Annotated in this window: 27 protein-coding genes and 1 tRNA gene; 17 read left to right on the top strand and 11 right to left on the bottom strand. The window is 44.6% G+C overall.

Annotated elements, in window-relative coordinates; genetic code table 11:
- Positions 1 to 71 precede the first annotated feature (71 nt).
- Entirely contained in the window at positions 72 to 1583 is a 1512-nt protein-coding gene (locus tag B7L70_RS00550; RefSeq protein ID WP_081225944.1) for a zinc ribbon domain-containing protein, read from the bottom strand.
- Positions 1584 to 1741: 158 nt separating this feature from the next.
- On the opposite strand from B7L70_RS00550, the gene B7L70_RS00545 reads away from it, so the two are divergent.
- From B7L70_RS00545 to B7L70_RS00525, 5 genes are all read left to right on the top strand, one after another.
- Positions 1742 to 1818, top strand: a tRNA-Asn gene (locus tag B7L70_RS00545).
- Between the two features lie 270 nt (positions 1819 to 2088).
- Positions 2089 to 3807, top strand: a complete 1719-nt coding sequence (locus B7L70_RS00540; protein WP_238376011.1) for a hypothetical protein — start codon at positions 2089 to 2091, stop codon at positions 3805 to 3807.
- Between the two features lie 52 nt (positions 3808 to 3859).
- Entirely contained in the window at positions 3860 to 4414 is a 555-nt protein-coding gene (locus tag B7L70_RS00535) for a hypothetical protein (RefSeq protein ID WP_081225943.1), read from the top strand.
- Positions 4411 to 6039 (top strand): hypothetical protein, encoded by a 1629-nt coding sequence (locus B7L70_RS00530; RefSeq protein WP_143701481.1) that lies wholly within the window; start codon positions 4411 to 4413, stop codon positions 6037 to 6039. The genes B7L70_RS00535 and B7L70_RS00530 overlap by 4 nt, the downstream gene beginning before the upstream one ends.
- A gap of 391 nt (positions 6040 to 6430) precedes the next feature.
- Positions 6431 to 8008, top strand: a complete 1578-nt coding sequence (locus B7L70_RS00525) for a hypothetical protein (RefSeq protein ID WP_143701480.1) — start codon at positions 6431 to 6433, stop codon at positions 8006 to 8008.
- 54 nt (positions 8009 to 8062) lie between these two features.
- On the opposite strand, the gene B7L70_RS00520 is transcribed toward B7L70_RS00525, so the two are convergent.
- Entirely contained in the window at positions 8063 to 8488 is a 426-nt protein-coding gene (locus B7L70_RS00520; RefSeq protein WP_081225940.1) for a DUF302 domain-containing protein, read from the bottom strand.
- A 148-nt stretch (positions 8489 to 8636) separates the two neighbouring features.
- Between B7L70_RS00520 and B7L70_RS00515 the strand changes: the two genes are divergently transcribed.
- The gene (locus B7L70_RS00515; RefSeq protein WP_081225939.1) at positions 8637 to 10112 is read left to right on the top strand and encodes a hypothetical protein; all 1476 of its coding nucleotides are present in this window, start codon (positions 8637 to 8639) and stop codon (positions 10110 to 10112) included.
- A 43-nt stretch (positions 10113 to 10155) separates the two neighbouring features.
- On the opposite strand, the gene B7L70_RS12935 is transcribed toward B7L70_RS00515, so the two are convergent.
- From B7L70_RS12935 to B7L70_RS00500, 4 genes are all read right to left on the bottom strand, one after another.
- Positions 10156 to 10365, bottom strand: a complete 210-nt coding sequence (locus B7L70_RS12935; protein ID WP_143701479.1) for a hypothetical protein — start codon at positions 10363 to 10365, stop codon at positions 10156 to 10158.
- A gap of 156 nt (positions 10366 to 10521) precedes the next feature.
- Entirely contained in the window at positions 10522 to 11643 is a 1122-nt protein-coding gene (locus B7L70_RS00510; RefSeq protein ID WP_081225938.1) for a cytochrome ubiquinol oxidase subunit I, read from the bottom strand.
- Positions 11640 to 13295 carry a cytochrome ubiquinol oxidase subunit I gene (locus B7L70_RS00505; protein WP_238376010.1) on the bottom strand — a complete coding sequence of 552 codons (1656 nt, stop codon included), beginning with the start codon at positions 13293 to 13295 and terminating at the stop codon, positions 11640 to 11642. Before B7L70_RS00505 ends, B7L70_RS00510 begins: the two co-directional genes overlap by 4 nt.
- Positions 13296 to 13452: 157 nt before the next feature.
- Positions 13453 to 13989 carry a nicotinamide-nucleotide adenylyltransferase gene (locus tag B7L70_RS00500; protein WP_081225937.1) on the bottom strand — a complete coding sequence of 179 codons (537 nt, stop codon included), beginning with the start codon at positions 13987 to 13989 and terminating at the stop codon, positions 13453 to 13455.
- Between the two features lie 152 nt (positions 13990 to 14141).
- On the opposite strand from B7L70_RS00500, the gene B7L70_RS00495 reads away from it, so the two are divergent.
- The 4 genes from B7L70_RS00495 to nucS all read left to right on the top strand — a co-directional run bounded on the left by B7L70_RS00495 (position 14142) and on the right by nucS (position 16912).
- Positions 14142 to 15338 (top strand): citrate synthase/methylcitrate synthase, encoded by a 1197-nt coding sequence (locus B7L70_RS00495; protein WP_081225936.1) that lies wholly within the window; start codon positions 14142 to 14144, stop codon positions 15336 to 15338.
- 49 nt (positions 15339 to 15387) lie between these two features.
- Positions 15388 to 15615 carry a hypothetical protein gene (locus tag B7L70_RS00490; protein WP_081225935.1) on the top strand — a complete coding sequence of 76 codons (228 nt, stop codon included), beginning with the start codon at positions 15388 to 15390 and terminating at the stop codon, positions 15613 to 15615.
- 131 nt (positions 15616 to 15746) lie between these two features.
- A complete protein-coding gene (locus B7L70_RS00485) occupies positions 15747 to 16124 on the top strand; it encodes a hypothetical protein (protein WP_081225934.1) in 378 nt (125 codons plus the stop codon).
- Between the two features lie 38 nt (positions 16125 to 16162).
- Complete coding sequence (gene nucS / locus B7L70_RS00480; protein WP_081225933.1) at positions 16163 to 16912, top strand: endonuclease NucS; 750 nt, start codon at positions 16163 to 16165, stop codon at positions 16910 to 16912.
- Between the two features lie 162 nt (positions 16913 to 17074).
- Here the strand turns inward: nucS and B7L70_RS00475 are convergent, their stop codons facing one another.
- Both B7L70_RS00475 and B7L70_RS00470 read right to left on the bottom strand, forming a co-directional pair.
- On the bottom strand, positions 17075 to 17623 hold the full coding sequence (locus tag B7L70_RS00475; RefSeq protein WP_081225954.1) for a hypothetical protein: 549 nt from the start codon (positions 17621 to 17623) through the stop codon (positions 17075 to 17077).
- Between the two features lie 216 nt (positions 17624 to 17839).
- Complete coding sequence (locus tag B7L70_RS00470; protein ID WP_081225932.1) at positions 17840 to 18535, bottom strand: phosphoribosyltransferase; 696 nt, start codon at positions 18533 to 18535, stop codon at positions 17840 to 17842.
- 112 nt (positions 18536 to 18647) lie between these two features.
- On the opposite strand from B7L70_RS00470, the gene B7L70_RS00465 reads away from it, so the two are divergent.
- The 4 genes from B7L70_RS00465 (at position 18648) to B7L70_RS00450 (ending at position 20821) form a co-directional block, all read left to right on the top strand.
- A complete protein-coding gene (locus B7L70_RS00465) occupies positions 18648 to 19511 on the top strand; it encodes a DMT family transporter (RefSeq protein ID WP_081225931.1) in 864 nt (287 codons plus the stop codon).
- 53 nt (positions 19512 to 19564) lie between these two features.
- Positions 19565 to 20344 carry an ERCC4 domain-containing protein gene (locus B7L70_RS00460; RefSeq protein ID WP_081225953.1) on the top strand — a complete coding sequence of 260 codons (780 nt, stop codon included), beginning with the start codon at positions 19565 to 19567 and terminating at the stop codon, positions 20342 to 20344.
- Positions 20341 to 20520: a hypothetical protein gene (locus tag B7L70_RS00455; protein WP_081225930.1), complete on the top strand. Its 180-nt coding sequence runs from the start codon at positions 20341 to 20343 to the stop codon at positions 20518 to 20520. The genes B7L70_RS00460 and B7L70_RS00455 overlap by 4 nt, the downstream gene beginning before the upstream one ends.
- A 70-nt stretch (positions 20521 to 20590) precedes the next feature.
- A complete protein-coding gene (locus B7L70_RS00450; protein ID WP_081225929.1) occupies positions 20591 to 20821 on the top strand; it encodes a histone family protein in 231 nt (76 codons plus the stop codon).
- A gap of 49 nt (positions 20822 to 20870) precedes the next feature.
- On the opposite strand, the gene speD is transcribed toward B7L70_RS00450, so the two are convergent.
- Entirely contained in the window at positions 20871 to 21263 is a 393-nt protein-coding gene (gene speD, locus B7L70_RS00445; RefSeq protein WP_081225928.1) for an adenosylmethionine decarboxylase, read from the bottom strand.
- Positions 21264 to 21339: 76 nt separating this feature from the next.
- Here speD and B7L70_RS00440 point away from each other — a divergent pair, with 76 nt between their 5' ends.
- The 3 genes from B7L70_RS00440 (at position 21340) to thsB (ending at position 24605) form a co-directional block, all read left to right on the top strand.
- Positions 21340 to 21798: an SAM-dependent methyltransferase gene (locus tag B7L70_RS00440; RefSeq protein ID WP_081225927.1), complete on the top strand. Its 459-nt coding sequence runs from the start codon at positions 21340 to 21342 to the stop codon at positions 21796 to 21798.
- Positions 21799 to 21812: 14 nt separating this feature from the next.
- Positions 21813 to 22844 carry a diphthamide synthesis protein gene (locus B7L70_RS00435; protein ID WP_081225926.1) on the top strand — a complete coding sequence of 344 codons (1032 nt, stop codon included), beginning with the start codon at positions 21813 to 21815 and terminating at the stop codon, positions 22842 to 22844.
- Between the two features lie 78 nt (positions 22845 to 22922).
- Positions 22923 to 24605 (top strand): thermosome subunit beta, encoded by a 1683-nt coding sequence (gene thsB / locus B7L70_RS00430; RefSeq protein WP_081225925.1) that lies wholly within the window; start codon positions 22923 to 22925, stop codon positions 24603 to 24605.
- Here thsB and B7L70_RS00425 read toward each other — a convergent pair.
- Positions 24594 to 25355 carry a hypothetical protein gene (locus B7L70_RS00425; protein ID WP_081225924.1) on the bottom strand — a complete coding sequence of 254 codons (762 nt, stop codon included), beginning with the start codon at positions 25353 to 25355 and terminating at the stop codon, positions 24594 to 24596. The two genes, thsB and B7L70_RS00425, sit on opposite strands and share 12 nt — an antisense overlap.
- A complete protein-coding gene (locus B7L70_RS00420) occupies positions 25345 to 26868 on the bottom strand; it encodes an ATPase, T2SS/T4P/T4SS family (RefSeq protein ID WP_238376009.1) in 1524 nt (507 codons plus the stop codon). Before B7L70_RS00420 ends, B7L70_RS00425 begins: the two co-directional genes overlap by 11 nt.
- Positions 26869 to 26933 lie beyond the last annotated feature (65 nt).

Genomic DNA, 26933 nt, shown 5'->3' with positions numbered 1-26933 from the left:
GGATTTTGCACAGATCCTTAAAAGACAACTGGCCTTATTACCGAGGCCATTCCTACTCAATTCTTGGCTCTTTATAGATACCCATGACACCCCAAGGGCAATAACGGTATTAGGGGATGCGGAGAAGCTGACCTCCTCCTTTTTTTGGGAGGTTTCCTCGCCGCCACCTTCATTTTGTATCTGGTGGAGTTCATGGGTTTGCCCCGGGCCGGCATTGCGGGGCTTTGTTCGCTGGCCGTGAAGGTCTTTAGTATGGCACGTAGATACTGCACGATGGAGTGTGGTATTAGTGGGTTTGATTCGTCTTCGTGTTTTCTCCAGTTCATGTTCCTGCTCAAACCCTTTAAACTCCACCATACTCCCTTTGTCCAAGCTTTCGGTGTAATCTTCCAAAGCATGTTTGTTACTGACGCGTAGTCCCTATGCACGTAATGCCCGAGTGGGCACTTTAGTACATGCCAATCATCTGTTCTCTCAAGCTTCGTAAAGTGAACTGGGCAAATCCTACTGTTCCTGTATGATGATACGTGGAATAGTTTGGAGCCGTGCTCCAAAGCCTTATCCACAACAGCCTCCTCAATACTCTTGAATGGTGTCTGTTTTATGCGGTGCCTCAACTCGTCCTTCCCAATTCCATCAATCATCGACTCCTGTGGATTCTCACCAAGCTCCTCGGTGATTATGATTGCTGGAGTCTTTGTTAGTTCGTTGGCGATTTGCCTAACCCTACCAACCTTCCTATCCCTTTCTCGTAATTTCCTCACCTGCTTCCTGAACTCCCTTGTGTTCGTCACATTCACGTAATTACCGCTCGGTAATGCGAATCTAGGCTTGAGTTTCTCGATTATTTTGTTTCGAATTGCCTCATACCTCCTAGCCAACCTACCGAAGTCAGTCCTTATCGAGTATAGCTGTGGCGTTGCGTATTGCCTATTCCAATTAGCCACCTTGTTCACGGTGGTTTTGATGTTGATCTTACCCACTGCTACCGTGTTCTCATTTATGTCGAAGGCAATGATTGATTTTGGTTCCTCCTCCCTAGGCCTCAGCTCGAAGATGAATATGGCGTACCACTTGTTCAACTTGCGCTTAATCATTAGCGTTGACGCTAATTCCGCCTCCCCACTCAAAACCCTCCACCAGTATTGCCAGAAGCGCTTGTGTGGTCTGAGCCAAACCTCCCTCCTCCCGCCAAGCAGTGATAGGCTAAGCCTAACCGGGGTTATTGATTTAACGAACTGCTCATAATTCCAAGTCGTTTCGTCAAACCTAATGGACACGGTCTTAACCTCCGGGTAGGGTTTGTTCACCAAACTCTTCCTTCTTCGCGCAATAAATGACTTGGCGATCTCAGAGGCTTGTTTAATGGCTTGGATTACTAGGTGAGAATGCAAGCCCTGATACTCCAGCCTATACCTGCTGTAGAACAACCGCTGGAGTTGATTCGCACCCGTAACATTATTCGCGACAGCATATTCAACAACCTCACGAACAATGTTGAGATACACAGACTCAACGGAGTAAAGCAGCTTATTGAGTTCCCTAGTGACCTCAAGCTCAACAGCAACAGACCTACGCAACATCCACAAGAAAAAGCAGCAACCAGACTTAAAAACCACCCACGACAAGAAGGGCGAGGCTTGTTGTTCGTTTTGTCAAGAAAATCTACGAAAAATACGGATTTAAGTGGGTAGGCAAAACATGAAGAAAAACTTATAACCAAAAACAAAAGAAACATCATGCCACCGTAGCTCAGCACGGTAGAGCGGCGGGCTGTTAACCCGTAGGTCCCGGGTTCAAATCCCGGCGGTGGCGCCAACGAATTTTATTCTATGTTTCTCGGGTTTGGGTTGGAAATTGTTTAACCCCCGTGGGTGTGAGTTTGTGGGAGTAGAGCGTGGTTGTGCTTGATGTCTGTTTCTCCGCGTTTGTGCGTTGTCACATCGCCAACCCTCACCGCGGGTTTAAGTTACATGAATCAAATTATTCATGTAATTCACCAAAGCCTAAAGAAAGGCACTGAACCACTCCAATCTACCTTTCATGGGTAGGTAGGGTTAAAAAGCCCCGTGAGGTGAGGAGTTCAGCATGTTGTCTGTGCCCAGGACTTCGCTTGCAGTGGTTATCCTAGCCTTAGCGGTATTTTCGGTGGTTGTTTTGGCCTTGGTGCCAAGCCCAGTGACGCCGAAGCCCTTCATGACTCTCCATGGTCTTGGTTATGAGGTTGATTATTACAGTGTATCGGCGTTTAATTACCCGGTTGTTGTCTTTAGGGGGTTCATGAATGGTGAGCCTGTGTTCTTCACTGTTAGTTTGTTCGCGATGGCTCCAAGCCGCATTTACACGGTTGGTTACTACAGTGGTTATGGCTCTGTGGCGGTTAACCTAACGGGCTCGTTGGTTAGGTACATAGCCAGTAGGTGGCTTGAGGAGTTCAATGGTGCACTGAACCCATCACTAATAGCATTCATAACGTACGGAGAGGGTAACAAGACGTGGACAGTAATAACGGCAATACCGTACAAACCGAGCTGGGTAGTAAGCCAGGAGCCAATTGAGATCACGGTAAACGCGAACTTCACGGCAGTGAGGCCTGTGATTGCAGTGCCAATGACAAAGCCAACAGGCACCACGCAGAGCGACTCGACAAATGGTCTTGGCAGCGACCCATTCGGTTATACATACGTGGGCAGTTGCATGGGTAATGCTAATGTTTACCCACCACCCCCACCACAGAGCCCACCAAGCTGTGGTAAGTACGGCACACAATGCTACTACTGGGCCCTACAACAGTGCAGTGCGTTCGAGGGCCCAATACCACTATTTTTCGTGGGTTGGAGCCAAAACGCAATACAAAGCATAAGTGGCATCTTTATTGATTATATGGGTGGTGGCACGGCACAGTCAGGCTCAGGGCTATTCGGCACACTCAACGATAGTGGTGCCTTAGTGCTGGTGGGCCCAACAATCACATTCTCACAAACATACACAATAGAGACGCCGATTGGGTCTCAGGTATGCATTGCATATGGACCATCACTAACCTTCACTGGAGGGAACTGCCCTGGTATCAACATTCCATCTCCCATCTACTACGTGCCCTCCTCAGGCTTCTTCTACATAGGCTTGCCCGGCAATGTCTCCTACGTAGCGTTTCAGGAGTATGAGGGTGGTTATGGCCCCTTGGATAATTGGGCTAATGGCACCGAGCCACTCTCACTATTGCCTCAGGACTTCTTCGATAATAATTACTTACTGGTTTACCCATATATCGATGTTGGCAATGGCTCAATTACCGGGATGTTCGCGGAGGTACTCCATGCCTACGAGATGCGTAGGCAGTTGGTAGTAAGTCTCGATGATGGCTACAATAGTGTGGCTAATGTGAGTGCGTGTCCAAGCCCACTATATGGTTACCAGGAGTTGACTGGAAACCTCGCCTTTGTCGAATACACGTTGGGTAATGCTATTACTGCCTATAGTCCGAGACCGGTGAATATCGCACCCCTCCTCGAGTCACTACTCCCCGGTGTATACGTTGGTGAGGTACCCACCATTGTGGGTCATTTAATCACTGGCGCAGGCACTGTCTCAACCATCGCCGGCGCCTTCATAGACACCAACCACCTCTTAATAGGCGCTAATGTTTATGTTAACTTCAACCCATCATCAAGCTCCTCATTCTACATAACGTTGATAGGTAGTCCGCAGGCAACAAACCCAGGCGGTTCATCATCAATATACCCAATGGGCATGATAATAAACGCCTCAAACTACTACCTCGGGTTGCGTGAGTGTGAGAGGTAGGTGTGGGTCCTCGTCTGGTAATGCTTAATTCCTCTCTCTTGGTTTTTGCTTGATGGTTAGGTCCCTCTTCTGGTTCTACGCCGGCTTTGTTTTTGTGAGCTTTGCCTCATCCCTCTGGCTACTGCTTAGTTCTGTGCTTACGGTTATGCCGATTCCTCTTCCGTATTGGTTGCTTTACACTCCTGGTAATATCGTTGTTGCTGGAGTCGTTGTTGCTGCTTTGATGCTTGCTTTGTACACATACCTCGGTGTTGTTTTGGTTTTGGGTAAATTGAGTAGGGGCTTTGTACCGATAACCATGGTTATCGCATTCGTCATTGGTTTCGCCCTACTACTGGCTGGGTTGGCAATACCTGCATTGGTTATTTTGGTGATTGCCTACGTGATGCTCATCGGCACATACGCAGTGCTTATTAGCGTGGCAACAACGAGGGCATCAAAGGCACTGTGGGGTGTTGCAACAATAATCTTAACATTAATACCACCAATACTCATAGGAGGAGGATTGGCAGTCATTGATTACGTGAAATACATGGCAATCATAGAGCAGGCAACGACCATAATCGCATCGGCAGTGGAGGCATGGAAACTGGGTGTTGGGCAATGAGGGTCCTCACCACCTCATTACTGATAGCCACAATAATCGCCGTAATCACAGCTTTCGCATTGTCCCTGACCCACGGCACCAAGCCGGTGGAGACTAACCTCGACGCACCAATGCCAACAGGTACGAGACTAGACACTACCATTTATGTTGTTGACCCTCAATCATCAATCCAGGAATTAACAAGTGCCGGCATACCTCAATCATTAATCAAGCCAATTAGCCTAAGTCAATTGCTTAACCTACCTAACAATAGTGTTGTTATGATTGATTGGTCTGTGGTTGGGTCTTACGTAGATGCGAACATTGGTGGTAATGTTACGTTGAACCTGGCGAGCCCAGTTGTTGGTTTGTTGGAGGGCTTGTTCGCCAAGGGTGACCTGGTCCTAGTGAACGTGAGTAGGTCCGAGGCATTGGTTGCCGAGCTACTCCTCTCCTACGCAATGGCTAGGGGTGCGAACGTAGTTTTTTACGGACTCAATGGGGCTCGCTTCTACGTAGTGCCGATGCTTGAGATGCCAGTGAATAGTAATTACACGTTGGTTGGGGCAACCGCAATAGAGACACCATACGGAGTAGCCGTGCTGGTAGGGCCAGTCAGTCTCGAGGGACTACCAAACCTACTCAGGAACTGGCTAGTGCCAATAGAGGCGGCTAAGGGCGAGATCAAACTACCAACAACAAACCAAGACCCAAGCTACCAAAATATGGATCCATGCTACGTGGTCTATATGAATGATTTCTCAAGCTCGCAGAGCTCGAGCGGCATCTACACGAGTGGTGACTACATCTTACTATGGGGTATGCAGGCTTTAGTGAGTCAGGGCGCGCCTTATTCTTATGATTACGGCATTGAGGCTGTTCAGGACAACTACGGCGACACATTCTACTACGACTCATGCATATTAATGCTTAATTCGGTCTTAGGGTCAACAGCAAATGGCGAGGGAGTTATAGGTGCGGAGTTGATGGGTGATGTCGCCTATTCCATGTCGCCGGGCGGCATTCCCGTGTTTAGCATGCTCGGCGACTTTGATATGTATGGGAGCTCTGAGGCGTTGGGTAAGCCGGTTCTATTTAATGAGGCGTACAAATACAATGCCTACATAGCCGATGGTTACGGTGCTTATGAACCAACCCCAATGTTGAGTATGCCCGCCCAGGGTGTGTATGAGTTAGTTAGGGTCTCAACGACGTACTACTATAACGGGGCGGGATACTACGCATATAACCTAACATGGTCCTTCTCATACATCTACCCCCTCTGGCTATTTGGTTTTCCACCACAGCCTGGGGTATTCATTAACGGCTTCAAGGTGGGCCCCGGTGGGAGTGCGGGTATATTCCTGAAAAACTACTCGCCTGGTGGCACATACTGGTTCTACTTACCATTTAGGGTGGGGATCACCACGGGGTTGCAGTTGGGTTTCATAGACATACCATGCTGGAGGGTGTGGACCAATGAGGTTTGGGTTGTTGGCCTAGTCTCGTCATTGAACAACACCATTTCAATAAACGCGACGTATTACAAACCACAGGGCGTACCAGGGAGCCTAGTGACGGGTTACTACGTAAACCCAATATGCAATGTATGGGTAACATCACCACCCATGTTTAAATACGGTTGAAAACCAAACCCTAACTCAGTCAAACCCTCTAAACTCACCGTAGTGGGCAACCCTAACCCTAAAGGGCGAGGTTTATCGTTTACTTTCATCACCGGTGAGCATCATCCTACCTAATTCCCGCCTTGGACCGAAGGTGTGAGACCCCGACTATAATCTTCGCATTGGCTAGATCACCCCATGGTGGTACAGGTCTTCTCCAGTATTTATCACCGCTAAACCTGGGTAGTGGTTTAGCCCCTTTTCCGTGCTTAACTAATCGCGGATTGTTTCCATTTCTATGCCATTAATTGATCACCAGATCAATTCCTCGGGTATGTATTTGTAGGTAATTGTAGATGGTGTTATTGATTTACTTGCACAAGCTTTTTAGGGATGGTTGCTACTAAGACTGATGATGGGGGTGGGAAAAAGACCCAAACCGACCTGGATCATTCCACTAGTAATCGCCTTGGCTATTACTCTGGCAATAGTCTCAGTACTACTTCTAACCCATGTCACCAATAAGCCAGGCACGCCGGCATCGAGTGATTCTCCAATCAACATGTACCCAGGCCCGCCAATCTACGTCGTTGGACCACAATCATTAACCCAAAGACTCGTTAGCGTCGGTGTACCACAATCACTGATTAAGCCAGTAAGCCTGGGTCAGTTGTCTTCCTTGCCTGGTAATTCCACGGTCATCATTGATTACTCGGTGATTGAGCCTAGTGTCGTTGTTGGTGTGGTTAATGGGGAGATGAAGCTTAACCTAACGAGCCCAGTGATTGACTTGCTAACAAGCCTAATAGCCAAGGGTGACTTGGTCATGCTCTACGGTAATTCAAGCGATTTACCAGTTATGGAGTACCTACTAGCTTACTCATGGGCTAGGAGGTATGGTGTACTCTACATGATGAGTAGTAGTGTGCCATTTGATTACCTAATCGCATACCCAATAATACCAATCGGCAGCAAGAAGGCCCTGGCAGTGGCATTTGGCGGGCCGCACTACCTGGTTATTGGGCCAGTAATCCCAAGTGAGTTAGCTGAGGCAGTGGCTATGTATGAGTCGTTGAGTTACTCATTCTCAATAGCGAGTCTTTTCTCAAGCCTTCCTGACCCTGAGGCGTATTACCTCGACCTGTGCTACTATATTTATGAGTGGTACCACTCTGTGGATTACTACCTAAACGGTAAGTGGGATAGCGACAGCTACTTCATATGGGCGTTCCCAATACTCGGCCCACACTCCTACGAACCACCGAGTATCATGGGTTACAGTGATGGTAATGGCACACTCTACTACGACACATGCCTAGAGATAAGCACCCAGGTTTGGGTCACTGCAACACCACCGAACATACCCGCCTACGTATACGGCTATGTTGGGTATAGGCTATCGGAGACGGCGGCTAACAATGGTGGTGAGGTTTTAAGCGAAACCGGCACAATTGATTACTATACCAGTTACAGGTACTACAACGAATCAATAACGAACTCATTCGTTGGAGGTAGTACGGGACGACCCCAACTAGTACACTTAACGACTGGGTATGGCTTTAGTGAGAGTATAAGCATTTCTACCATCCCAGGAACGACAGCTTACGGTTACCCTGCCAATAACGTTACCTGGAGGTTCAGATTCAGCCACGCAAACAATCCAGACATTGACTACTACAATGATTTCGATGATTCATCACCACTTTGGATTATGCCGAATTTCATAGGTTTTCCAAACCCCCAGCAATCAGCCTACCTGCCAGTCTACGTGAGTACTAAGGTTTTAGTGAGTTCTAGGTGTTATTTGGTTTATACTGTGAATACCTATGAGTACATCTGGGTTGATGGTGGTTGGTGGCTTACTGCACAACCAACAAGCTCAAGCACGGGCTTGGTCCCATCGGTATCGTACGGATACGGACAACCAGGCACATACGTGAGCGGAGTCAAATCATGGAAAACATCCACACCAGAACTATGCTGGCCATAACAAAACCAATAATTACTCCTTGTTAGTGCGATGTGCATTTCTAACGTGGTTAGATCAATGCTTTTCTTTTATCTTAAGTGTTTCATGAGGTATATCTATCCTTAGTGGGTTATGTTTTCTATTGTTTTTTTGTAGGGTTGTGTCCATTTTATTTAGTATGTCTAGGTTGGTTAGTCCGTATTCCCTGGCTATTTCGCTTGGTAGTTTGTATAATATGTTTACTTTACCGTCTTCCTCCCACAGTAGTACCCTGAGAGGTAAATCATACCCAATCTCTCTCCTTCTCTGCATGAGGAGTGTACCGGCACTGGGATTCCCAAAGATGTAAAGTTTGGTTTTGCTTAGGTTTAAGCCAACGTCCTCTGCGTTCTTGCTGTGGTCGATTACTGCGAATATTCTCATTCCAGCACTTTCTATACTCTCGATTAACCTACTCTCGCATTCCTCAAATGAGGACCATTTACAGGTAATAGTGTGCATTATGAAGCACCACTCAGCAATCGCATTAAAAGGTTGCGGATTGATTCATGTGTAATTATACGACCCACCAATCTCGTATTAATTAGCATTAACGCACTCCCTACGATTCTAGTAAGTTTAAAAGGGCCTCAAGTTGACTTAGGCATTAATGGGTTTACCTAAACTACTTATCCTAATCATGATTTCAGCAACATTAATAATAGCCTTAGTCCCAATCCTTACCATACATGCCATCAATGAAACCACAACCAATACAACAACAGGACAACCACAACAAGCATCAATCAATGCCTCGTTTTCAAGTGGTGTTACTATCTATGTCGTTGGCCCCCAGACACTCATTCAAGAACTCATTAATGCCAATATTCCCCAATTCACAATTAGGCTCACTAACGTCCCTAACCTACCTCTGATACCTCCTGGCTCCGTGGTTGTTATCGATTGGGATTACCTATTAAATTACTTCAGTAATAATGCATCCCTCATCATCGACTCACTGGAGTCCCTGTTTAGGGATGAGGATTTAATTGTGATAGCTGTTTCAAATCCCAATGAGTCGCTAGCGGCGTCTAGTGCATTGGCTATAGCCTGGGCTAGGGCTTATGGTAGTAAATTCGCAATGTCTCCAGCAATTGGTGGATTATACGTGGCAGCCTTCGGTAATAACCACAGCCTAATATTCACAGCAAGCTATAGTGCCAAGGGAATAATAGGTTTCGTAAACGAGTACGAGAGCATTAAGGAGACATGGGCTGAGGCGGCGCAGGAAACTGAGGCAAACCTAAATCTAGGTATTTATGAAGATCAATTAAGTCCAGGCACAAACATGTTAGACCCATGTTTCGGTTCCGGTCTTCAAAATGGTACCTATGAATTAGCGTTTGAATACGTACCTATGTATGATGGTATAGATTTGCTGGCTTACAGTGATGGAAACGGATCTTTCCTTTATGATACCTGCATTTTCATTCACAAGAATTTAATCAATGCAAGCGGCGTTCTCGAGTATACCATAAACCCCGCTGTGTGGTTCGTTTACATTCCAAGTAATGCAATAATTAGGGATGGTGGTCGTATACAGTATTTCATTGGTACGTTTGATCACGAGAGAGGTTGGATTGATTACGTGTATCATTACGATAAATACCTAGGAATACCTATAAACTCATACACTGAGTATATTCCTCCCTCGGCAAGTCCATCGTCTACATATGGTGAAGCATCATCGGTGCATGTAATACAGGAGAACACAGGCGGTATTAATAATAACACTTGGTATTTCTACTTAAGTGACCCTGAGATGGCGAATCAACAATATTCAGTTGCTTACGAAGAAGCTGCTGCGTGGGTCTTGCCTCAGGGTAATGAGACCTCCCAGACGGCTGTTTTGTTTGAGGAGTTTGGTGTGAAGTTATTAACGGCCCGCTTGGTTAAGTTTCAGTTCCTATTTATCTGCTACGTGGAGTATGAATACAAGTTTGTGTGGACGGACTTCGCGTGGGTGCTCCATTACTCACCTAAGTCCGGCATAAGTGCCAGTGGTTTAATAATTAATCAGCAAAGCCCATACTACGTCAGTGGTATCACCACATACAGTAGGCAGGGTTACTCGCTGTGTTGGTGATGTATTGATGATCATTACCCCTTAGTTTTAACCTATTAGGAAGTTATTTTCCTAACTCCCTGGTCATTATACCTGGTTCTGTAGCCGCTGCATACTTAACCATACCCATCGCCTTCACCATGCTCCTCTGGAATCTGAAGCTTGAGAAGCTGAACAACTCCATGGCCTTCCTCGTGTAGTCACCTATGTACTCCCCATAGCCCACCGAGTCCTGTCCAGTTAATAAGGGGTTTGCGTTAACTAACAGATACACACTATTTCAAAAATGACATTTTCTACGCATTCCTGGGCATTTACGGTCTTGATCATAGCCATATTACCACTAATATCAACCCTCTGCATCATTGCCTATGTCTAATTTCAAATTTTAAAATGATTTTTAACGTCAAAGCTATAGGCTAATTAGGACCTACTCCTCTGTCTCGGGTAAGTACCTTCTGAATAATCCGTAGTAGAGTACGATGCTGAATATTGCCGTGAACACAAGCGTTGAGGCGATCATGGTGTATATGGCCACCAGCGGTAATGGTATTGCTTCATTCAATAATTCATTAACTGGAATACCAGCATTACCACTTAGGAATAGGTATGGGTACCTGGATCCGTCATTCACGAACTCCATTAGCACGAGTATTAACTCGGAGAGTATACCTGCGGTTATCGCTAGAGGTCTATTCACGAAACCCATCATTGCATTGTACAAGGCTATCGCACCGACTATTGTTAAGGCAACTACCAGCACTATTGCAGTGTAGAATAGTGGGTATACGAAGCCGAGGCTCGGTTTTCCACCTAGCAGGGGCCCTGCTATGTTATTGACTATGTATGGGTCGTACCTGGCGAGAACCACGTAGTAGTACGCCCCAGCTATTGATTGGGGTATAAGCAGTGCCATACCTGTGCTGAGTGCTATACGCACACCCCTAACATCCATGTTACTCCTGGTGGCTAATATGGCTGCCAGTACGAAGGCTCCTACGTCTAAACCACCGAGCATTGTATGCAACGCAAGCGCTGGGTACACGGGGTTTGCTAGGGCTGCTATGTACGATGGTTGATCCCCATCAATGCCTATTGGGTAGTTTAGTCCAGCGAATAGGTACCTAAAGCCCAGCGGGACTAACAGCACGGATATTGCCATGGGTATACCAAGAAGGCTATGGCTCCTAGGGCTAATTCTACCCCATAGATGCCAGTACATGACTATGAGCGGTATACTAACCAGAATGCCCGTGAGGGCTATCGCAACTGGGTAGAAGTAGACCCTGGTGAATATGGCAACCATGCTCGGGAAGAAACCAGCCATGTATACAGTCAATATTGTACCCCAGACACCACCGAATAGATCGAAGATGACCATTACCCTGAACGCCCTTCTAGCCAGGAGCTCTAGATATGGGTCATTCCTTAGGTAGGCCGTGTACCTAATCGCTACCGTTAATACGGTAACCCCAATTATCACATTTACAAATATTAAATGCATGATCAACGTGAATCCGAGCAATGAAAAAAGAAATAGATCAATACTCATGATTCACCACCCCTCAGTAATTCACTAATATTCCTTAGAATACCTGGTCTGGTAGCTACGTAATACATCGCCAAAGAGCCTCCCACGGCTATTGCCGTGAGTATAGCCAACACGTAAGCCACAAAGACTGGTGTTATAGGCACTGGTGTAACTACCTCGTTAGTTGTTATTAGCCCATAGATGGTCCACGGTTGCCTACCAATCTCTCTAGCAGCCCAACCGGCGGTTGCCGCGATCGCCGAGCCGAAGGCCATTACCATGGTTAGGAACGGTAACACATTGTAATAGCCAATTAACGGGCTTAGTAGCCTGTAATTGATGAAGTCCGTTATGTCCGTTAACACAGGTATCCTGATTAGGTAGGTGAACAGCACGAGAACTGCTGCTATGGCTATGATTATGCCTGAACCAATCATTGTATAATAAAACGCGCTAACCAATGGGGCTATTAGCTCCAGTGATAACACGGCCTCACGGCAATAGCTTGAAAGGGTTAGGTTTGAAATTCCCGATATGTAGTTAATCATTGAGGGGTCAAGCTTCTCGTATAACTCCACGAATGTTGTGTTGCCAAGTGCATTGCATGAGCTTAGGTAGTACTCAAACCCATGTATTGGGTGGTATGGGTTACCGTAGGCGAACAATGCCTCTATCGGGTCGTAGAATTCATACCCATAAACCCCCTTACCACCAGTTAACGTAACCAATGCCGTGAACTTGAGCGGTTGGTACTTAACCACGGTATCGCCCATGAAGTGCCCTAAAACTATCGGCTCTATCAGCAATACTATGGTTAACACCCATAGGATGGGTCTTAGAAGTTTTATGTACTTATCATCACGCGTTCCCAGATACCTCACAGATAAGGCAGTACCTACCACGCCAAGTCCTATGGCGTAGGCGGCAAACAATGTGTGGAACGTCGTGATTATGGCGTCTGGGTTAACTAAGGATATGTATGGATTTAGGTAGAAGACCCCAACCAGGTGGGTAAAGCCTGGGTTAGATAATGCCATCGACCCATAACCATACAACGTGTAGTTAACCAATAAGGCTGCCAGATTAAGTACACCGGTGACGTTAGCATCGTCAGGACCATAACTGGGTAGGAATGGGTATAGAGCCCTTAGTATGTTCCCCATGCCCCAGGGCACGTTCATCCAGGCATTTGCAGTAAGTATGAAGTAGCCCGAGAGGGATCCCAGGAACCAGGTCACTATGAGTAATGCTATTGAATAACCGGCCCTCCACCTGCCCAGGGTTATTAGGAAGAACACAACCAACACGGCCTCGCCTATGAAGGCTATGGTGGCCTCATAAAGCAGCGGTAGAAAGCCTGATGACGCAAAGAGTAGTATACTGGTTGGCCATATATCAAGTAAGCCGAACTCAACTATGGTTCCCGTAACAACGCCCAGGGCAAAGTTAACAATTAAGACGTTAGTAAGGGTCTTTGCATAATTTAGGTAGAGATTGTCGTGAGTTCTTGACCACATAATCAACCAGGCAAGTATGGCTAAGGGGAGCCCTAGGGTTAATGATACGAAAACCGCGTGTAGGTATATGCCATAGATGGTCATCACCATGGCGTAATCCGTGTTCAATGCGTGTGTATAGATTAATCCCAATGCGTGTAAGTCTGTGACTGGCACAACGATTACCACTAAGCCCTATTTTAAATACCCATGCATGTTCTATAAAACTATCAAATGCGTAATCCTTAAACACTTATCTCATAAAATTAATCAATATACTGGGTAATTAATTAACTATTCAATATAACACCGCATATCCTGTTTAAATGAGTAATCACCATCTATGTGGTTCGGCTTCACCCATGGCTATTATCCTGAGCCTCTCCACACCTCCTATCTCCCTTATTATTCTAGCCACGGATTTAGGTACCAACTCCTCCCAGGATGGGTCACCCTTTATGATAAGCTCCCTAATTCTTGTGGAATTCAGTTTCTCCCTATCATACATTGGTTGCTGCCTAACCTCAATACCAGCCTCCCTGAAGAGCATTGCCACGAAGGGATTACCTGTATAGGCAACCTGAAATGGTGGTGTGTATGATCTTAGGTGCCCGAACCATGCTGCGTTATTTTCTATGTTTGGTATTGGTACAATAATAACTCTCGATAAGTCGACACCACCCTCCTTAAGGGCTTCCCTGAGCATCCATATTCTCTCGCCTATGGTGAATGGGTCCTTTATTATGTAATTGAATTGTGCCGACCCAATTACCACTATTAATTCATCAACCTCCCTGAGAATATCCCTAATGGCCCAAACATGACCGAGATGTGGTGGTTGAAACCTACCGATGAATATTGCCCTAATCATCAGGGTTCTAGTAATGGCTTACTTATTTAACTTGTTATTAAGGTGCTTCTGCATTTGGTTATTAAGTTTTCGCTAGTTGACGCATATATTGGTTATCATTAAACTATATATTAAGATAGTATTTAAATAAGTCCTCAAGCAATGATTATTGTATGAGTGAGGAGGTTAAGGAGGTTACAATAGCAACGAGCGGTAAAGTCATTCAAACACCCTGTGGCCCCATAATTCATGGTCTTGAGGATGTCCTCGTTAAGACTACGACAATCTCAGATATCGACGGGAAAAATGGGATTCTGTGGTATAGGGGTTATAGGATTGATGATTTGGCAAAGTACTCAACGTTTGAGGAGGTAGCTTACTTAATCCTTTACGGTAAATTACCAAATAGGAAGGAACTTGATGACTTCAAATCATTACTAACCTCCTACAGGGAATTACCCAACGAGGTTTACTCCATAGTCACAACAATGGGTAAGGTTAAGGCACACCCAATGCTAGCCCTCGAAGCCGGTGTGGCCGCCCTGGGCGCATTCGATGAAAATCCAAGCGATTATAGTAAAGAGGCAAACCTAAGGAGAGCTATTAAGCTGACCTCGGCACTACCAATAATGATAGCAGCGCACTATAGGGCAAGTAGGGGTCTCGACATAGTTAAGCCGAGGAAAGACCTTAGCCACGCAGCGAACTTCCTATACATGATGTTTGGCAAGGAACCTGATGAAACCTCAACAAAGGCGATAGACCTATACCTCGTTCTGCACATTGATCATGAGGTGCCAGCCTCGACCTTCGCAACTCTCGTGGCAATATCAACGTGGACAGATCTATACTCAGCGATAGCCGCAGGTATTGCTACACTGAAAGGCCCATTACACGGGGGCGCTAACGAGGCTGCAATGAAACAGTACCTAGAAATTAAAACACCCGAGAACGCTAGGCCATACGTCGAAAAACTGCTTGCCGAAGGAAAGAGATTAATGGGTGTTGGCCACAGGGTTTACAAGGCATACGACCCAAGGGCTAGGATATACAAGGAGCTCGTGAAGCAATTAAGCGAGGCCAAGGGCAACATGACATGGTACAACATAGCCTCGGAAGTGGAGAAGGTTGTCCTAGAAAAATTAGCACCCAAGAAGCTTTATCCAAACATTGACTTCTGGAGCGGCATAGCCATGTACCTGCTCGGCATACCCTACGAGTACTACACACCAATCTTCGCAATGTCGAGGGTCGTTGGTTGGACAGCCCACGCAATAGAGTACCTAGACCAGCATAGGTTGTTTAGGCCCAGGGCATGCTACACAGGCCCCCATGACGTACCCTACGTACCGATGGAAAAGAGGTCATGAAATATAGACAGGTAAAAGTATTAAAAATAAAAATTCCCACTTAATTGTAATGAATTACGACGAAATATTAAGAGAATTGAAGCAGACGCAAGCAAGCATACGGGGTTTAGCGGCAAAGGCGGTTATTAATTACTTAGTAACTGAGCTTGAGGAAATTGATGACTCAATTGATGAGAAAATCATCGATCAGCTTCTAATAAACGCATCACTACTGATCAATATTGAGGAGGAGGACATATCCAGGGTTAAGGAGCTCATAAAGAAGTTAAGAAATTAAATGCTTGCTAAAATAACGCCATAATTCATAAGCCCCATCCATGATCGAATCCCTTGAAAGCAACTAGATCAACTATAACCGTAAATTAAAAAGTATTAAAAACCAGCATATCACGTACACGAAGCTTAAACATGGATCTCATCTACATAATAAGGAGAGACTGCATCGAGAACGTTACAAACAGAAAGAACCTACAGGTAATAAACATGAGCGATGAAGGCGCACTCCTTGGTGTTGGAGATGATGAGGATTTCGTAAATGACGCAATCAATAATGGATGCACAGTTTACGCCAGGCACTACAGATTTAGGATAGTTAGGATGGGTTATGTAGACGCCATTGAAGAGTCCATAAGACCCTTCGATTCATGGATTGAAAATGATGAATTAAATCTCGTAGTTAATCCCCTAAGACTAACCACCCTGGATCTAGCCAGAATACTATATGGTTTAAACTTTGATTTAGAATTGATCAGCGAAACGGATGTGGAATTCATGAAGGGATCCTAGGAAAAACACTTATCTTTAAACCCAATAGCATTTAGCTGATGGATTTAACAAGCTTCATGGACAATTCAAGACCCAGCGACTATGAATACTTAATCGACCCAGCACCTCAATATGCTCTTAAACTCATTAATCTCAGGAAAAACACTCACGTACTAATCATTTACGGGGACATGGTTGCTAACTACGAAGGCAGGGCTAAATCAGAACTTGGGGAATTAATGCCCAGGCTAGTCATAAGCAAGCCGGACGGTACCTTTATGGTCCATGAGGCTACGAAGAGGGAACCACGCCTATGGAATCCACCGCCCTCAAGCTTATATGCGACGATTGACGGTGGTGTGCTCATCCTAAGAAGCGTTAGAGCAAGCCCTAGGGAGGTTGTTGTGGTCGAGGTGCCCGTAATAAGGTTTACGGCTGCCCTGAAGCTTGGTACGACAATTAATTACAGAGTGTTTGGTAGGGAGGAGGATATGGTTAACGCCATAATTAACAATCCAAGCATGATCGAGGATGGACTCCAGATACTCGCCAGGGAGTACCATACGTTGGTTGGCGATATCGACATACTGGCCAAGGACAGCAGGGGCAATCTTGTTGTTATTGAGTGTAAGCGCTCGCAAGCAGGCCCTGAAGCCGTAAACCAACTTAAGCGTTATGTGGATTACCTGAGGCAGAAGGAGGATAAGCCCGTGAGGGGTATAGTGGCTGCTCCATCGATATCAGCGGCGGCATATAAGTTCCTGAGACTCTATGGTCTCGAGTTTAGGCATGTCGAACCAAAGTCCTAGGTATTTATTTACTTACGGTATTGCTGCTATACTTAATGCATAGATTATTCATTAAGTTAATATCAGTGAGGCGCCAAAAAGTTCTTATGAACAATCTCAATTATGGTGTTATAGATAAATCATTTTGGTTGGTTTACTAATTACTTCGAAGAATTAATGGTGTTACGGCATTGCCATGAATATTATTAATAATATTATTGTTATTATTACCCACATTATGTAAGAGCGTGCTGATAAAATCGTGAGCTCCTTAAATGACTTATCTCTGGCTGAGTTTATTAATAATAATACTGTGAGTAATCCATCCGTTGAGGGTATTGCGAGTATTATTGATAGTAGTATTGTCTGGGCTGTTATTGCCACGGCTTCATTGCTTGCGACGGCATTAGTCGCTATGCCTGAGTACACCCATTGGGTTGCTGTGTTCCAGATGCCGAATACTGGTATTAGTGAGGGGCCTAGGGAGACCATGAGGTTTGTTAGTTTGTACGAGAACGCGGCAATCTGGGATACTGAGGAGAGCTTGTTTACCTCCTCCGTAAATTGATTAAGCTGCTTATTGACCTGCGCCGCAAATTGCGGGCTTGGCTTTACTGCGTAACCTAGGAAATACGCGGCTAGGTAAAGTAGTAATAGTACTAGGTATAGGTATATCCTCAATCTTCCCAATTTGCCTATCACTGTTGCTCTGACCGCTTCTTGTTCAACCATTGCGACTATGACAAATAGCGCGCTTAAAAATGATTCTCTCAAGCCCGTATTAATGTTATTCACGAAGAACCAGAAGGTTCATGATTCAATAAATGACATGTTACTCATCGATGGTCCAACCCACATTATCATACTTCCTGGAGAATTTTAGATCCTTAAGAGAGCTGCGTTAAATGTTTTGATAGGTGATGGTTATTTGTACTATGTTTGATGAGATTAACCCTTAATGATGATACGCTCGATACCGTCCCTTTGAACCCTCATTATCATGCCCTGCTTCTCAAGATTTCTAAGGGCTAGGTCTATGTAGGTTACCTTAACCTTGAGAGCTTCATCCCCATACCACTCAACCATCTTACCGATTATCTCATTTAGCGTCCATTCCACCTTCCCACTCTTGGATTCCTCATTGAGTATTCTCCTTATGAAGTTCGTCATATCCTCAGTGATATTCCACGGATAGACAAACCAGATCCAATCCTTAACCTCAATGGCCCAGTAGTCTGGCTTGAACTTTGCCACTGTGGATATCCACTGTAGAGCGGCTGTTCTCACCTCAACGTTCTTGTTGTTACGTTCAATGTGCTCCTTCGCCAATTGTATCGAGTCTCCCGTGTCAACAATATCATCTATTACAAGGACCCTCTTACCATTTAGATCAACAGAGAGTGGATACTTTATGTATGCCTTCTCAGCAACCTGGGCTGTGGATGGCCAGTGAACAACTTGAACGCTGAGTAGGTCCGTAACGCCTAGGTAATCGCAAACTAACCTAGCTGGTGCATAACCACCTCTCGCTATTGCAACAACGACATCAGGCAACCAACCCGAATCCCTTATCTTCATGGATAATACCCTGGCCCATTCAGCTATCTCATCCCAACTAACAAGCCTTATTGGTACCTTAACCACGTTTTAAGTCAAGTCTTAGAACTAATTTATAAACTTCATGTCTCACTTACCCAATTGTTATGATGAATTCTTACGTTAACAATTTATTAAGTATTATGGATTAAGTACCTAGATGATGAAGCATTACGTGGCGCTTACGGTGGCTGTGATAGCGATATCCTGGGCCTCGATACTGATATTACTTTCGGGCGCTCAACCCGTGGCTGTGGCGTTTTGGAGAAGCGCGATAGCTGCTGTTGCACTAACACCATTATTCATCATTGAAAGGGAAAATGGCGCATATGCGTTGAGGAGTAATGAAGTATTGTTGGTCATTGTCAGTGGTGTTGCGTTGGCTGTTCATTTCATGACGTGGATCGAGAGTTTGTACCTGACCACGGTTGCGGCCAGCACAACACTTGTATCTACATACCCAATATTCACGCTTATAATGGATAGGCTTATAGGCGAGAGGGTTGGTAGGCATGCCATCATTGGTACATTAACGGCCTTCCTGGGCGTCGTGCTTATTACCACACCCGAATTCTTCATAAGCCTAAAAGCCTTAGTTGGCGATTTACTTGCGTTGATTGGTGCTGTGGCGGGTGCTGTTTATTTCATGATAGGTAGGGTCGTTAGGGTTAAGGTCTCCCTAGCCACATACACTGTGCCCGTGTATAGTGTCTCTGCGCTTGTGACTTTAATAACAGGTCTATTCCTGCACACGAGGTTTTGGCCATACCCACTCTATACCTGGTTTTACATTGTGATGATAGTCCTAGGCCCCATGCTCCTGGGACATACATTGCTCAACTATACCCTTAGGTATTCTAGGGCTATAACGGTGACCACATCAACACTAGGTGAACCTATTGGCGCGACATTATTGGCATTGCTTATATTCCGCCAAATTCCCCAACCACTAACTGTGGTTGGTATGGTGGTGACGTTGTTAGGCATATACATGGTTATTCATGAGGAGTTGAACATGGCCTAACCCAGTTATTGCGCATAAGTGGCTTTAAATTCAGGTGGATTTAGTAGTTAATGGTGGAGTGTACCGTAATAATTGATTCGCGGGAGTACGAGACCGCGGAGGAGGTTGTTAAATGGCTTAAGAGGTTTAACTGTAGTGTGATTCCTCGTAAATTGGATATTGGCGACTATGTCCTGCCAGGTAATGTAGGTATTGAGCGTAAGAGGGCTATGGACTTCATATCCTCAATAGTCGATGGCAGGTTATTTGAGCAAGCTAGGGAATTATTGAGGGCCTTTGATAGAGCTTACATAATCGTTGAGGGTGATCTATGGAGGTCGCTGACTAGGAGGGAGGTTCATGAGCATTCAATACTCGGTTCTCTAGCCACGTTGGTAGACATGGGCTTGAGAATAATCCCCACACCCAGTGAGGAGGGTACTGCATTTGTTATTAAATCAATGGCTGAGAAGGTAGGTAATAGGGGTATTAAATCAATACCGATAAGGAAGGGCGGAACTATTAAGGATTTACAAATTCAATTTCTCTCATCACTACCAGGCATTGGGCAGAAGAGGGCTGAGGCAATACTGAAGGTATTCGGCACACCCCTAGATGCCCTAAACAATCTAGGGCAATGGACTAGGAAAGTTGATGGTATTAATGAGAATGTAGTTAATGTAGTCAGGAAGATATTAACCATGAAGTACGGTGAGGAGGTCGATAGCAACATAATCCCAATCAACGAAGCATTTAGAATCGACGAAGGTACAGATAGGGTAGACAATGAGGATGGTAGTAAGGGTAAGTTTAATAAACGTAACATCACGGATTACCTCAGTGACAATTCATGATAATCACATGCCCATATTGCGGCATGAATAATTGGTCCATGATTCAATTTCTAAGTAAAAGAGGTAGCGAGAACTTCATTGTTGCATGCCGTTGTAATAATTGCGGTAAAATTTTCTATCTATATAAAACGAAATTCGCAACATTAACATATAAACTAGAGGATGTAGGTTTTTAAATATACCCGTAATTTTTCATGTGTAAAAAGAGGAAAAATTCTTAAATATTAGTCTTAATTTGGCAAGGTGATGCCGGAACTTCCCTTGGCACCAATAGATAGAATTTTCCATAAGGCAGGTGCTGAAAGAGTAGGTGAAGATGCAATACAAGCATTGAGAGATATTCTTGAGTATATTGCGTTTGACATTGCAACAAAGAGTATAGAGTTAGCGAGACATGCCGGTAGAAAGACAGTAACTGCCGATGATGTTAAGACAGCAGTTAGGATCTTAAGATGTATACCTGCACCCACTTCATGATTACTGCAAAATTTTAAAATTAATAATTTTTAATTATATATTTCACAATTCAGTCACTTGACCTATCTGAGTAGTTAATTGTATATCTCCTGGGCTTAAGGACGCTTATTATGTAATTGAAAGCCTTGTCTGGCATACTGTGATCACCGCATGTGTATACATCAAGGGTTGCGAACCTATAAACGGGCCATGTGTGCAGTGCTATATGGCTTTCCACGACAAGTGCGATAACGCTAACACCCTCCTTATCACCATTTACAAATCTCCACGACCTAACCTCAACCAGGTGCACGTTGGCGATTTCGGCTGCCTTTATCACCAACGACCGTAGGAAATCCTCATCCTTAAGGATGCTTGGATCGATATCGTATAAATTACCATATACGTGCTTACCAACGACACCAGCCACCCTTTCATGTCCCAGTTGGGGTATTGTATACATGGCTTTATGTGCTGAAACCCTAGAGTGATGAGCATTTAAAACCCTTTCCCCTAGGTATTTCACGTAATACACCACTATGACTGCGCCATACGTACCTACACCGCGTGATGTAGCCTTGGAAATGCTTAGGATAGCTGATGTGAAGCCTGGCGAGGTTGTTGTTGACCCGGGGGCTGGGGAGTGCGGTATCGTTACGTTAGCCGTTACGGTGTTCAATGCGATAGGTATAGGTATTGAGATAAACCCGGCACTCGTTAGGGCATGCATTGAGAACTTTGAGAGGTTGGGGTTGAAGGGTAGGGCGTATATTGTTTGGGGTGATTTATTTGATTTTGATTACTCAATAGCCGATGTAGTAACTCTGTATCTAGGGAGCGATATCAATGAGACGCTAAGGCCAAAGTTGAGTAGGGAGCTTAGGCGGGGTGCTCGCGTTGTTAGCCATGATTTCGAGGTACCTGGTTGGAGGGCAGAAAAAACCATAACAGTTAGTGGGCCATTTAGGATGCATAGGGTTTATTTATACATTATTTAGGGCTGTAATGGCGCATGGATATTGGCGATGAATTATTTGAGGTGGCAGGTGCGTACTTACTACCGCTTAGGGGCATTGAGGATACTGTCAACAAGAAGGCTGGTACTAAGGTGCTTATTGAGACACCTCTAGGATTTAAAGACGCTGGTCTTGAGCTATCACGGTATTTTAGCAATAAGGGTTTAGACACACACCTAAGCGGTCGCAATGTCTGGGGTTCCTGTGATTTTTCCCTAGTGAGGGACTATGATTACGTAATTCATCTAGGGCATGCTTTACCGCCAAATATTTTACGCACAATAATCACAAACTTCAGGGCAGTTATTGATAAAAGGGGTGTTGTTACGGTGCTCAATATTAGAGATGGACCGCATGTGATACTTGCGCCAATTTATTACAAGCCCCAGCCAGAATTATTAAGTAGGCTTAAATCAATCGTTAACGACCTTATAAAGGCGAATCCTAATCCTGTGGTTACTTACGCATTACCATACCTGCTGTATGCACGCACCATAGCGAAGGAGTTTGAGTTAAAGATTGCCAGTGAGCCCATAACTGGGTGTTTCATCGGTTTTCCAATACCAGACACTGTATTATTCATTGGATCCGGCTATTTCTATCCATTAACATTTAAATTCCTAAGACCTCAAACCGTCGTTTACTTACTCGATGTATTTAGGGGCGTTGTTGAGGATATCGAGCATGTATATCGCAGGTACTTAGCAATGAAGGTTAGGTCTATTGAGGAATTTAGGAAGGCTAAGCGCGTTGGTGTTGTGCTTTCGCGGAAACCCGGTCAACTAAGGCGTGATTTAGTCGAGCCACTAATTGATAGGTTAAGGGAGATGAATAAGGAGGTTGTTATTATCGATGCTGATGAGGTTTCACCAGATGTGGTTAATAACCTGCCTGTGGATGCTGTTGTAAACACTGCATGCCCTAGGGTTGGTATTGATGATCTCGATAGATTCGCAAAACCTGTTATTAATGTGGGCGATTTGCTAAAGCGTAATATACTTGATTTAAACAACTTACTTATTTGGTAATTACATGTGACGCCTGTTTGGATGAGGACTTGTTCGTGTAAAGAAAGGTTTTTATAGAAGTGATTTACGGACCCTCCGATGAGTAGCGGTACACAGGCGTATCTGGCCCAGATAGGCGGTGTTCCAGTTCTCGTGCTTAAGGAAGGAACCCAAAGGGCCTTTGGTAAGGAGGCAATGAGGATAAACATAATGGTTGCAAAGGCCGTGTCAGAGGTTATGAAATCAACCCTTGGCCCCAAGGGTATGGATAAGATGCTCATTGATAGCCTTGGCGACATAACAATAACAAATGATGGAGCCACAATACTCGATGAAATGGATGTGCAGCATCCCATCGGTAAATTGCTCGTAGAAATTGCCAAGACGCAGGATGATGAGGTTGGCGATGGTACAACAACGGCCGTGATATTATCCGGAGCATTACTGGAGGAGGCGGAGAAACTGCTTGATAAGAACATACACCCCACAGTCATAGTGTCAGGCTTTAAGAGAGCCCTTGATGTCGCAACGGAGCATCTTAGGAAGATAGCAGTACCTGTACAGAGGGATGATGTTAACATGCTAAAGAAGATAGCCGCAACAGCAATGCACGGCAAGATTAGCGAGACGGTTAAGGACTACTTCGCAGAACTAGCTGTTAAGGCAATGTTGCAGGTTGCTGAGAATAGGAATGGTGAGTGGATCGCCGATCTGGACAATGTCCAGATTGTTAAGAAGCATGGTGGTGCCCTTGAGGATACGCAATTAGTATATGGTATAGTTGTTGATAAAGAGGTTGTACATGCTGCAATGCCGAAGAGAGTCGTCAACGCTAAGATCGCCTTACTCGATGCACCACTCGAGGTTGAGAAGCCGGAGATAGATGCTGAGATTAGGATTAACGACCCCAATCAAATAAGGGCATTCCTTGAGGAGGAGGAGAACATATTGAAGTCTTACGTGGATAAGTTTAAGGCCCTTGGCGTGACTGCGGTATTCACAACCAAGGGTATTGATGATATGGCCCAGTACTACCTAGCTAAGGCAGGCATACTGGCTGTTAGGAGGGTTAAGAGGAGCGATATCGAGAAGTTGGTTAGGGCAACTGGCGGTAGGTTGGTTACTAACATAGAGGACATGACAGAGGCTGACCTAGGCTTTGCAGGGCTTGTTGAGGAGAGGAGGGTTGGGGATGAGAAGATGGTGTTTGTTGAGCAGTGCAAGAACCCAAGGGCAGTTAGCATATTAATTAGGGGCGGCTTCGAGAGACTCGTGGACGAAGCCGAGAGGAACCTAACCGATGCGCTCAGCGTTGTATCTGACGTTATTGAGGAGCCATACGTACTACCTGGTGGTGGTGCCCCAGAGATGGAGGTTGCCAAGGTTGTTAGGCAATTCGCAGCCAAGGTCGGTGGTAGGGAGCAATACGCCGTTGAAGCATTTGCAAATGCTGTTGAGGTAATACCAAAGACGTTGGCTGAAAATGCAGGTCTTGATGCTGTTGATGTATTGACCGAGCTGAGGCACATACATGAAAGCAAGGAGGATGGGTGGAAGTACGGTATAAACGCCTTCACGGGCAAGGTTTCGGACATGTGGACGATCGATGTAATCGAACCATTAACTGTTAAGTTACAGGCATTAAAGGCTGCCGTAGAGGCTGCAACAATGGTGCTGCGCATTGATGAGATAATAGCGGCAAGCAAGCTTGAGACTGGTAAGGGTGAGGAGAAAAAGGAGGGCGGTGAGGAGGAGAGTAAGTCAGGTTCATCACTTGATTAATAATATAACATCCATTAAAATACTTAAAATAAATGCAATAAAAAACATTAATATATTTGCATTAATATCAAATTCCCTCTTGACGATTCTTAGGAAAGATAGTAATGTTATTGATATTAGCAATTGTATTGCCAGGATGAAGATGGGGTTCCAGTGTATTCCTAGGAATTGAAGGGCTTTGGCAACGGCAGGTATTGAAAATAGTAATACGTAATAACCAAACATTATTATCCTCAAACCCCTGTTCAATGCGCTCATGGTTAATTTATCGCTCGAGAATCGAATCGCCAGTAAGTACCTAGCGAGATCCACTTCATTATTAGATAGTTCTCCCTGTAATTCCTTAGAAAGTAGTGAGTCGAGGAGATCATGGCCTTTGTCATTCAACGCCCTAAGCACATAAAACCACTTACGTAGATCATCGGTACCCAGAATATTTACTAATATGGAACCCTCACCGGTGAGGATGCTATTTATGAAGCTTTCATTATACCCCATGGCCTTTAATAACTCATTATTTAATTTCTTCCTGAAATTCATAAACAACCTCCTAATTACTAGTGCAGTTATTGTTACAAAGATGGGTAGTAATAATGATAGGTACGGGTCTATAAGGACGGATAATACGAACAACACTATGGGGCCTATTGACACTATGCCCGTCATTATAGTTAATGTCCTTTCAAATGAGTCGAATACCTCCTGAGCCTTAGCCCGTGCATTACCTAGCAGGTACTCATTAATGCTCATTTTGATCACCAGGGGGTTCATTGATGAGCTTGTTTAATTGCATGGTATAACTAACATAGTCCTTAATCTTACCTAACTTAATGATAATAGTGGAAATGGCACTTACTTGTTCCGGGTCTGGATTGAAGCCTTGTGGATATATTATTGACTTAACCCTGCGCACACTACTCATCTTTTCCATGGTAATCAATACGTATTTACCCAGGTCTATCACATCATTAAGGTGAAAAACCCTTAGTCTGTCTAGTAGGGATTGAACATCGTTTGCATGGGTTGTTGCCAACACTTGAAGACCTGCATTGGCACCATGAACAAAGGCCTCAAAGTGCTCCCTTTCCCTCAACTCGCCAATTATTAATATGCCATAACCCCTATGCAGCGACTTTAGGACCTCCTCAACCTTACCCATTAATGACTTAACCTTAACACTGGGCGCAGGTAATTCCAGGGATTCATCAACCTCATCCACGTATATCCTCCTTAACTGAAGGGGTATTGTCATATCAATAGCATTAAGGAGTGTCGTTTTTCCACTCGATGGGGGACCCATTATGAGGATGCCGTAACCGTTACGTGCCGCTAAAACTAGTTTGCTGGCATTTAGAGAATCTATGGTGCCTAATGCGACTAAATCGCTGATTGTAAATGGTTTTTTATGGAGCCTTATATGGACGGCTATGCCCTCAACAAGGGGCCATCTATCAATTACCACCCTAACTCTCCTACTGCCAATATTGAATGAGAATTTACCGCTAGGATTATCTACAGAGACCCTAACGCCACTAATGTTGGCGAGCTTTAGTAACTGTTTAGCCAGTAATTGGGGGTTTGTATTCAATACTTTGCAATTGCCATACTTAACGTGATTTATGTACATGAAGTCTTGGGTTATGTATATATCCTCAATATCCTGATCAAGAAGGAAAGGTGTTAAGTCGCCTAATCCAAAGCTTGTAAGTAATAGTGATGAAGCAACTCTTTCATCATTTATGAATAACGATAGAAACTTTTCCCTTGATGACAATAATGAGTAAATAGAATACTCATTATCAGGAACAACTTTACTCACTAAACCTAATAAGTAATCTAGATAATTATTGTTAAACCTATTAACAATTACTGCACATCCATTATCTGACACCTTTAGTTCATACGATAATGAAAAAGTAGTCGAAGTGGTTTTAGAACCTTCATTATCAATAATAAGTAGGAAATCACCAACATTAACTATCGAACCCTCCTTAAATGAGTATAATCCAGTTACTTTACGGGACATCCTCCTCATTAGCGTTATGAGGAGTTTATTCGTAAAATCATTGGAGCCTGCTCTACGTATTAGGTTTATTATTTCTCTAACACTTATCGTACCACAGGAATTCATAGACTCGACAGCATCAGGATCCAGAGACCCCCTCAATGCCATTTCAGTGAGAGATTTTGTCAGGGTGCAGGTATCCAATTGTTTACAGGATAGGCAATTGAGAATTTGATGCGCTATTATTAATCTTGCCATTAAAGTCTCCCGGGTTACAGTGCCATCAACCTGTTTAGACATTTATACCGAAATAAGGGCCTCAA

The sequence above is a fragment of the Vulcanisaeta sp. EB80 genome (assembly GCF_002078205.2).
Note: the sequence above shows the minus strand (reverse complement) of the source record. Positions and strands in the feature narration are given on the sequence as shown.

Excerpts from the sequence above, each read along its gene's own strand:
- nucS (WP_081225933.1), top strand. The coding sequence starts at position 16,163 with ATGGATTTAACAAGCTTCATGGACAATTCAAGACCCAGCGACTATGAA.
- B7L70_RS00450 (WP_081225929.1), top strand. The coding sequence starts at position 20,591 with ATGCCGGAACTTCCCTTGGCACCAATAGATAGAATTTTCCATAAGGCA.
- B7L70_RS00535 (WP_081225943.1), top strand. The coding sequence starts at position 3,860 with ATGGTTAGGTCCCTCTTCTGGTTCTACGCCGGCTTTGTTTTTGTGAGC.
- B7L70_RS00510 (WP_081225938.1), bottom strand. The coding sequence starts at position 11,643 with ATGAGTATTGATCTATTTCTTTTTTCATTGCTCGGATTCACGTTGATC.
- B7L70_RS00520 (WP_081225940.1), bottom strand. The coding sequence starts at position 8,488 with ATGCACACTATTACCTGTAAATGGTCCTCATTTGAGGAATGCGAGAGT.
- B7L70_RS00500 (WP_081225937.1), bottom strand. The coding sequence starts at position 13,989 with ATGATTAGGGCAATATTCATCGGTAGGTTTCAACCACCACATCTCGGT.
- B7L70_RS00515 (WP_081225939.1), top strand. The coding sequence starts at position 8,637 with ATGGGTTTACCTAAACTACTTATCCTAATCATGATTTCAGCAACATTA.
- B7L70_RS00455 (WP_081225930.1), top strand. The coding sequence starts at position 20,341 with ATGATAATCACATGCCCATATTGCGGCATGAATAATTGGTCCATGATT.
- B7L70_RS00425 (WP_081225924.1), bottom strand. The coding sequence starts at position 25,355 with ATGAGCATTAATGAGTACCTGCTAGGTAATGCACGGGCTAAGGCTCAG.
- B7L70_RS00420 (WP_238376009.1), bottom strand. The coding sequence starts at position 26,868 with ATGGCAAGATTAATAATAGCGCATCAAATTCTCAATTGCCTATCCTGT.
- speD (WP_081225928.1), bottom strand. The coding sequence starts at position 21,263 with ATGTATACAATACCCCAACTGGGACATGAAAGGGTGGCTGGTGTCGTT.
- B7L70_RS00465 (WP_081225931.1), top strand. The coding sequence starts at position 18,648 with ATGATGAAGCATTACGTGGCGCTTACGGTGGCTGTGATAGCGATATCC.
- B7L70_RS00440 (WP_081225927.1), top strand. The coding sequence starts at position 21,340 with ATGACTGCGCCATACGTACCTACACCGCGTGATGTAGCCTTGGAAATG.
- B7L70_RS00475 (WP_081225954.1), bottom strand. The coding sequence starts at position 17,623 with ATGGTTGAACAAGAAGCGGTCAGAGCAACAGTGATAGGCAAATTGGGA.
- B7L70_RS00525 (WP_143701480.1), top strand. The coding sequence starts at position 6,431 with ATGATGGGGGTGGGAAAAAGACCCAAACCGACCTGGATCATTCCACTA.
- B7L70_RS00530 (WP_143701481.1), top strand. The coding sequence starts at position 4,411 with ATGAGGGTCCTCACCACCTCATTACTGATAGCCACAATAATCGCCGTA.
- B7L70_RS00490 (WP_081225935.1), top strand. The coding sequence starts at position 15,388 with ATGAATTACGACGAAATATTAAGAGAATTGAAGCAGACGCAAGCAAGC.
- B7L70_RS00435 (WP_081225926.1), top strand. The coding sequence starts at position 21,813 with ATGGATATTGGCGATGAATTATTTGAGGTGGCAGGTGCGTACTTACTA.
- B7L70_RS00550 (WP_081225944.1), bottom strand. The coding sequence starts at position 1,583 with ATGTTGCGTAGGTCTGTTGCTGTTGAGCTTGAGGTCACTAGGGAACTC.
- thsB (WP_081225925.1), top strand. The coding sequence starts at position 22,923 with ATGAGTAGCGGTACACAGGCGTATCTGGCCCAGATAGGCGGTGTTCCA.
- B7L70_RS00540 (WP_238376011.1), top strand. The coding sequence starts at position 2,089 with ATGTTGTCTGTGCCCAGGACTTCGCTTGCAGTGGTTATCCTAGCCTTA.
- B7L70_RS00485 (WP_081225934.1), top strand. The coding sequence starts at position 15,747 with ATGGATCTCATCTACATAATAAGGAGAGACTGCATCGAGAACGTTACA.
- B7L70_RS00495 (WP_081225936.1), top strand. The coding sequence starts at position 14,142 with ATGAGTGAGGAGGTTAAGGAGGTTACAATAGCAACGAGCGGTAAAGTC.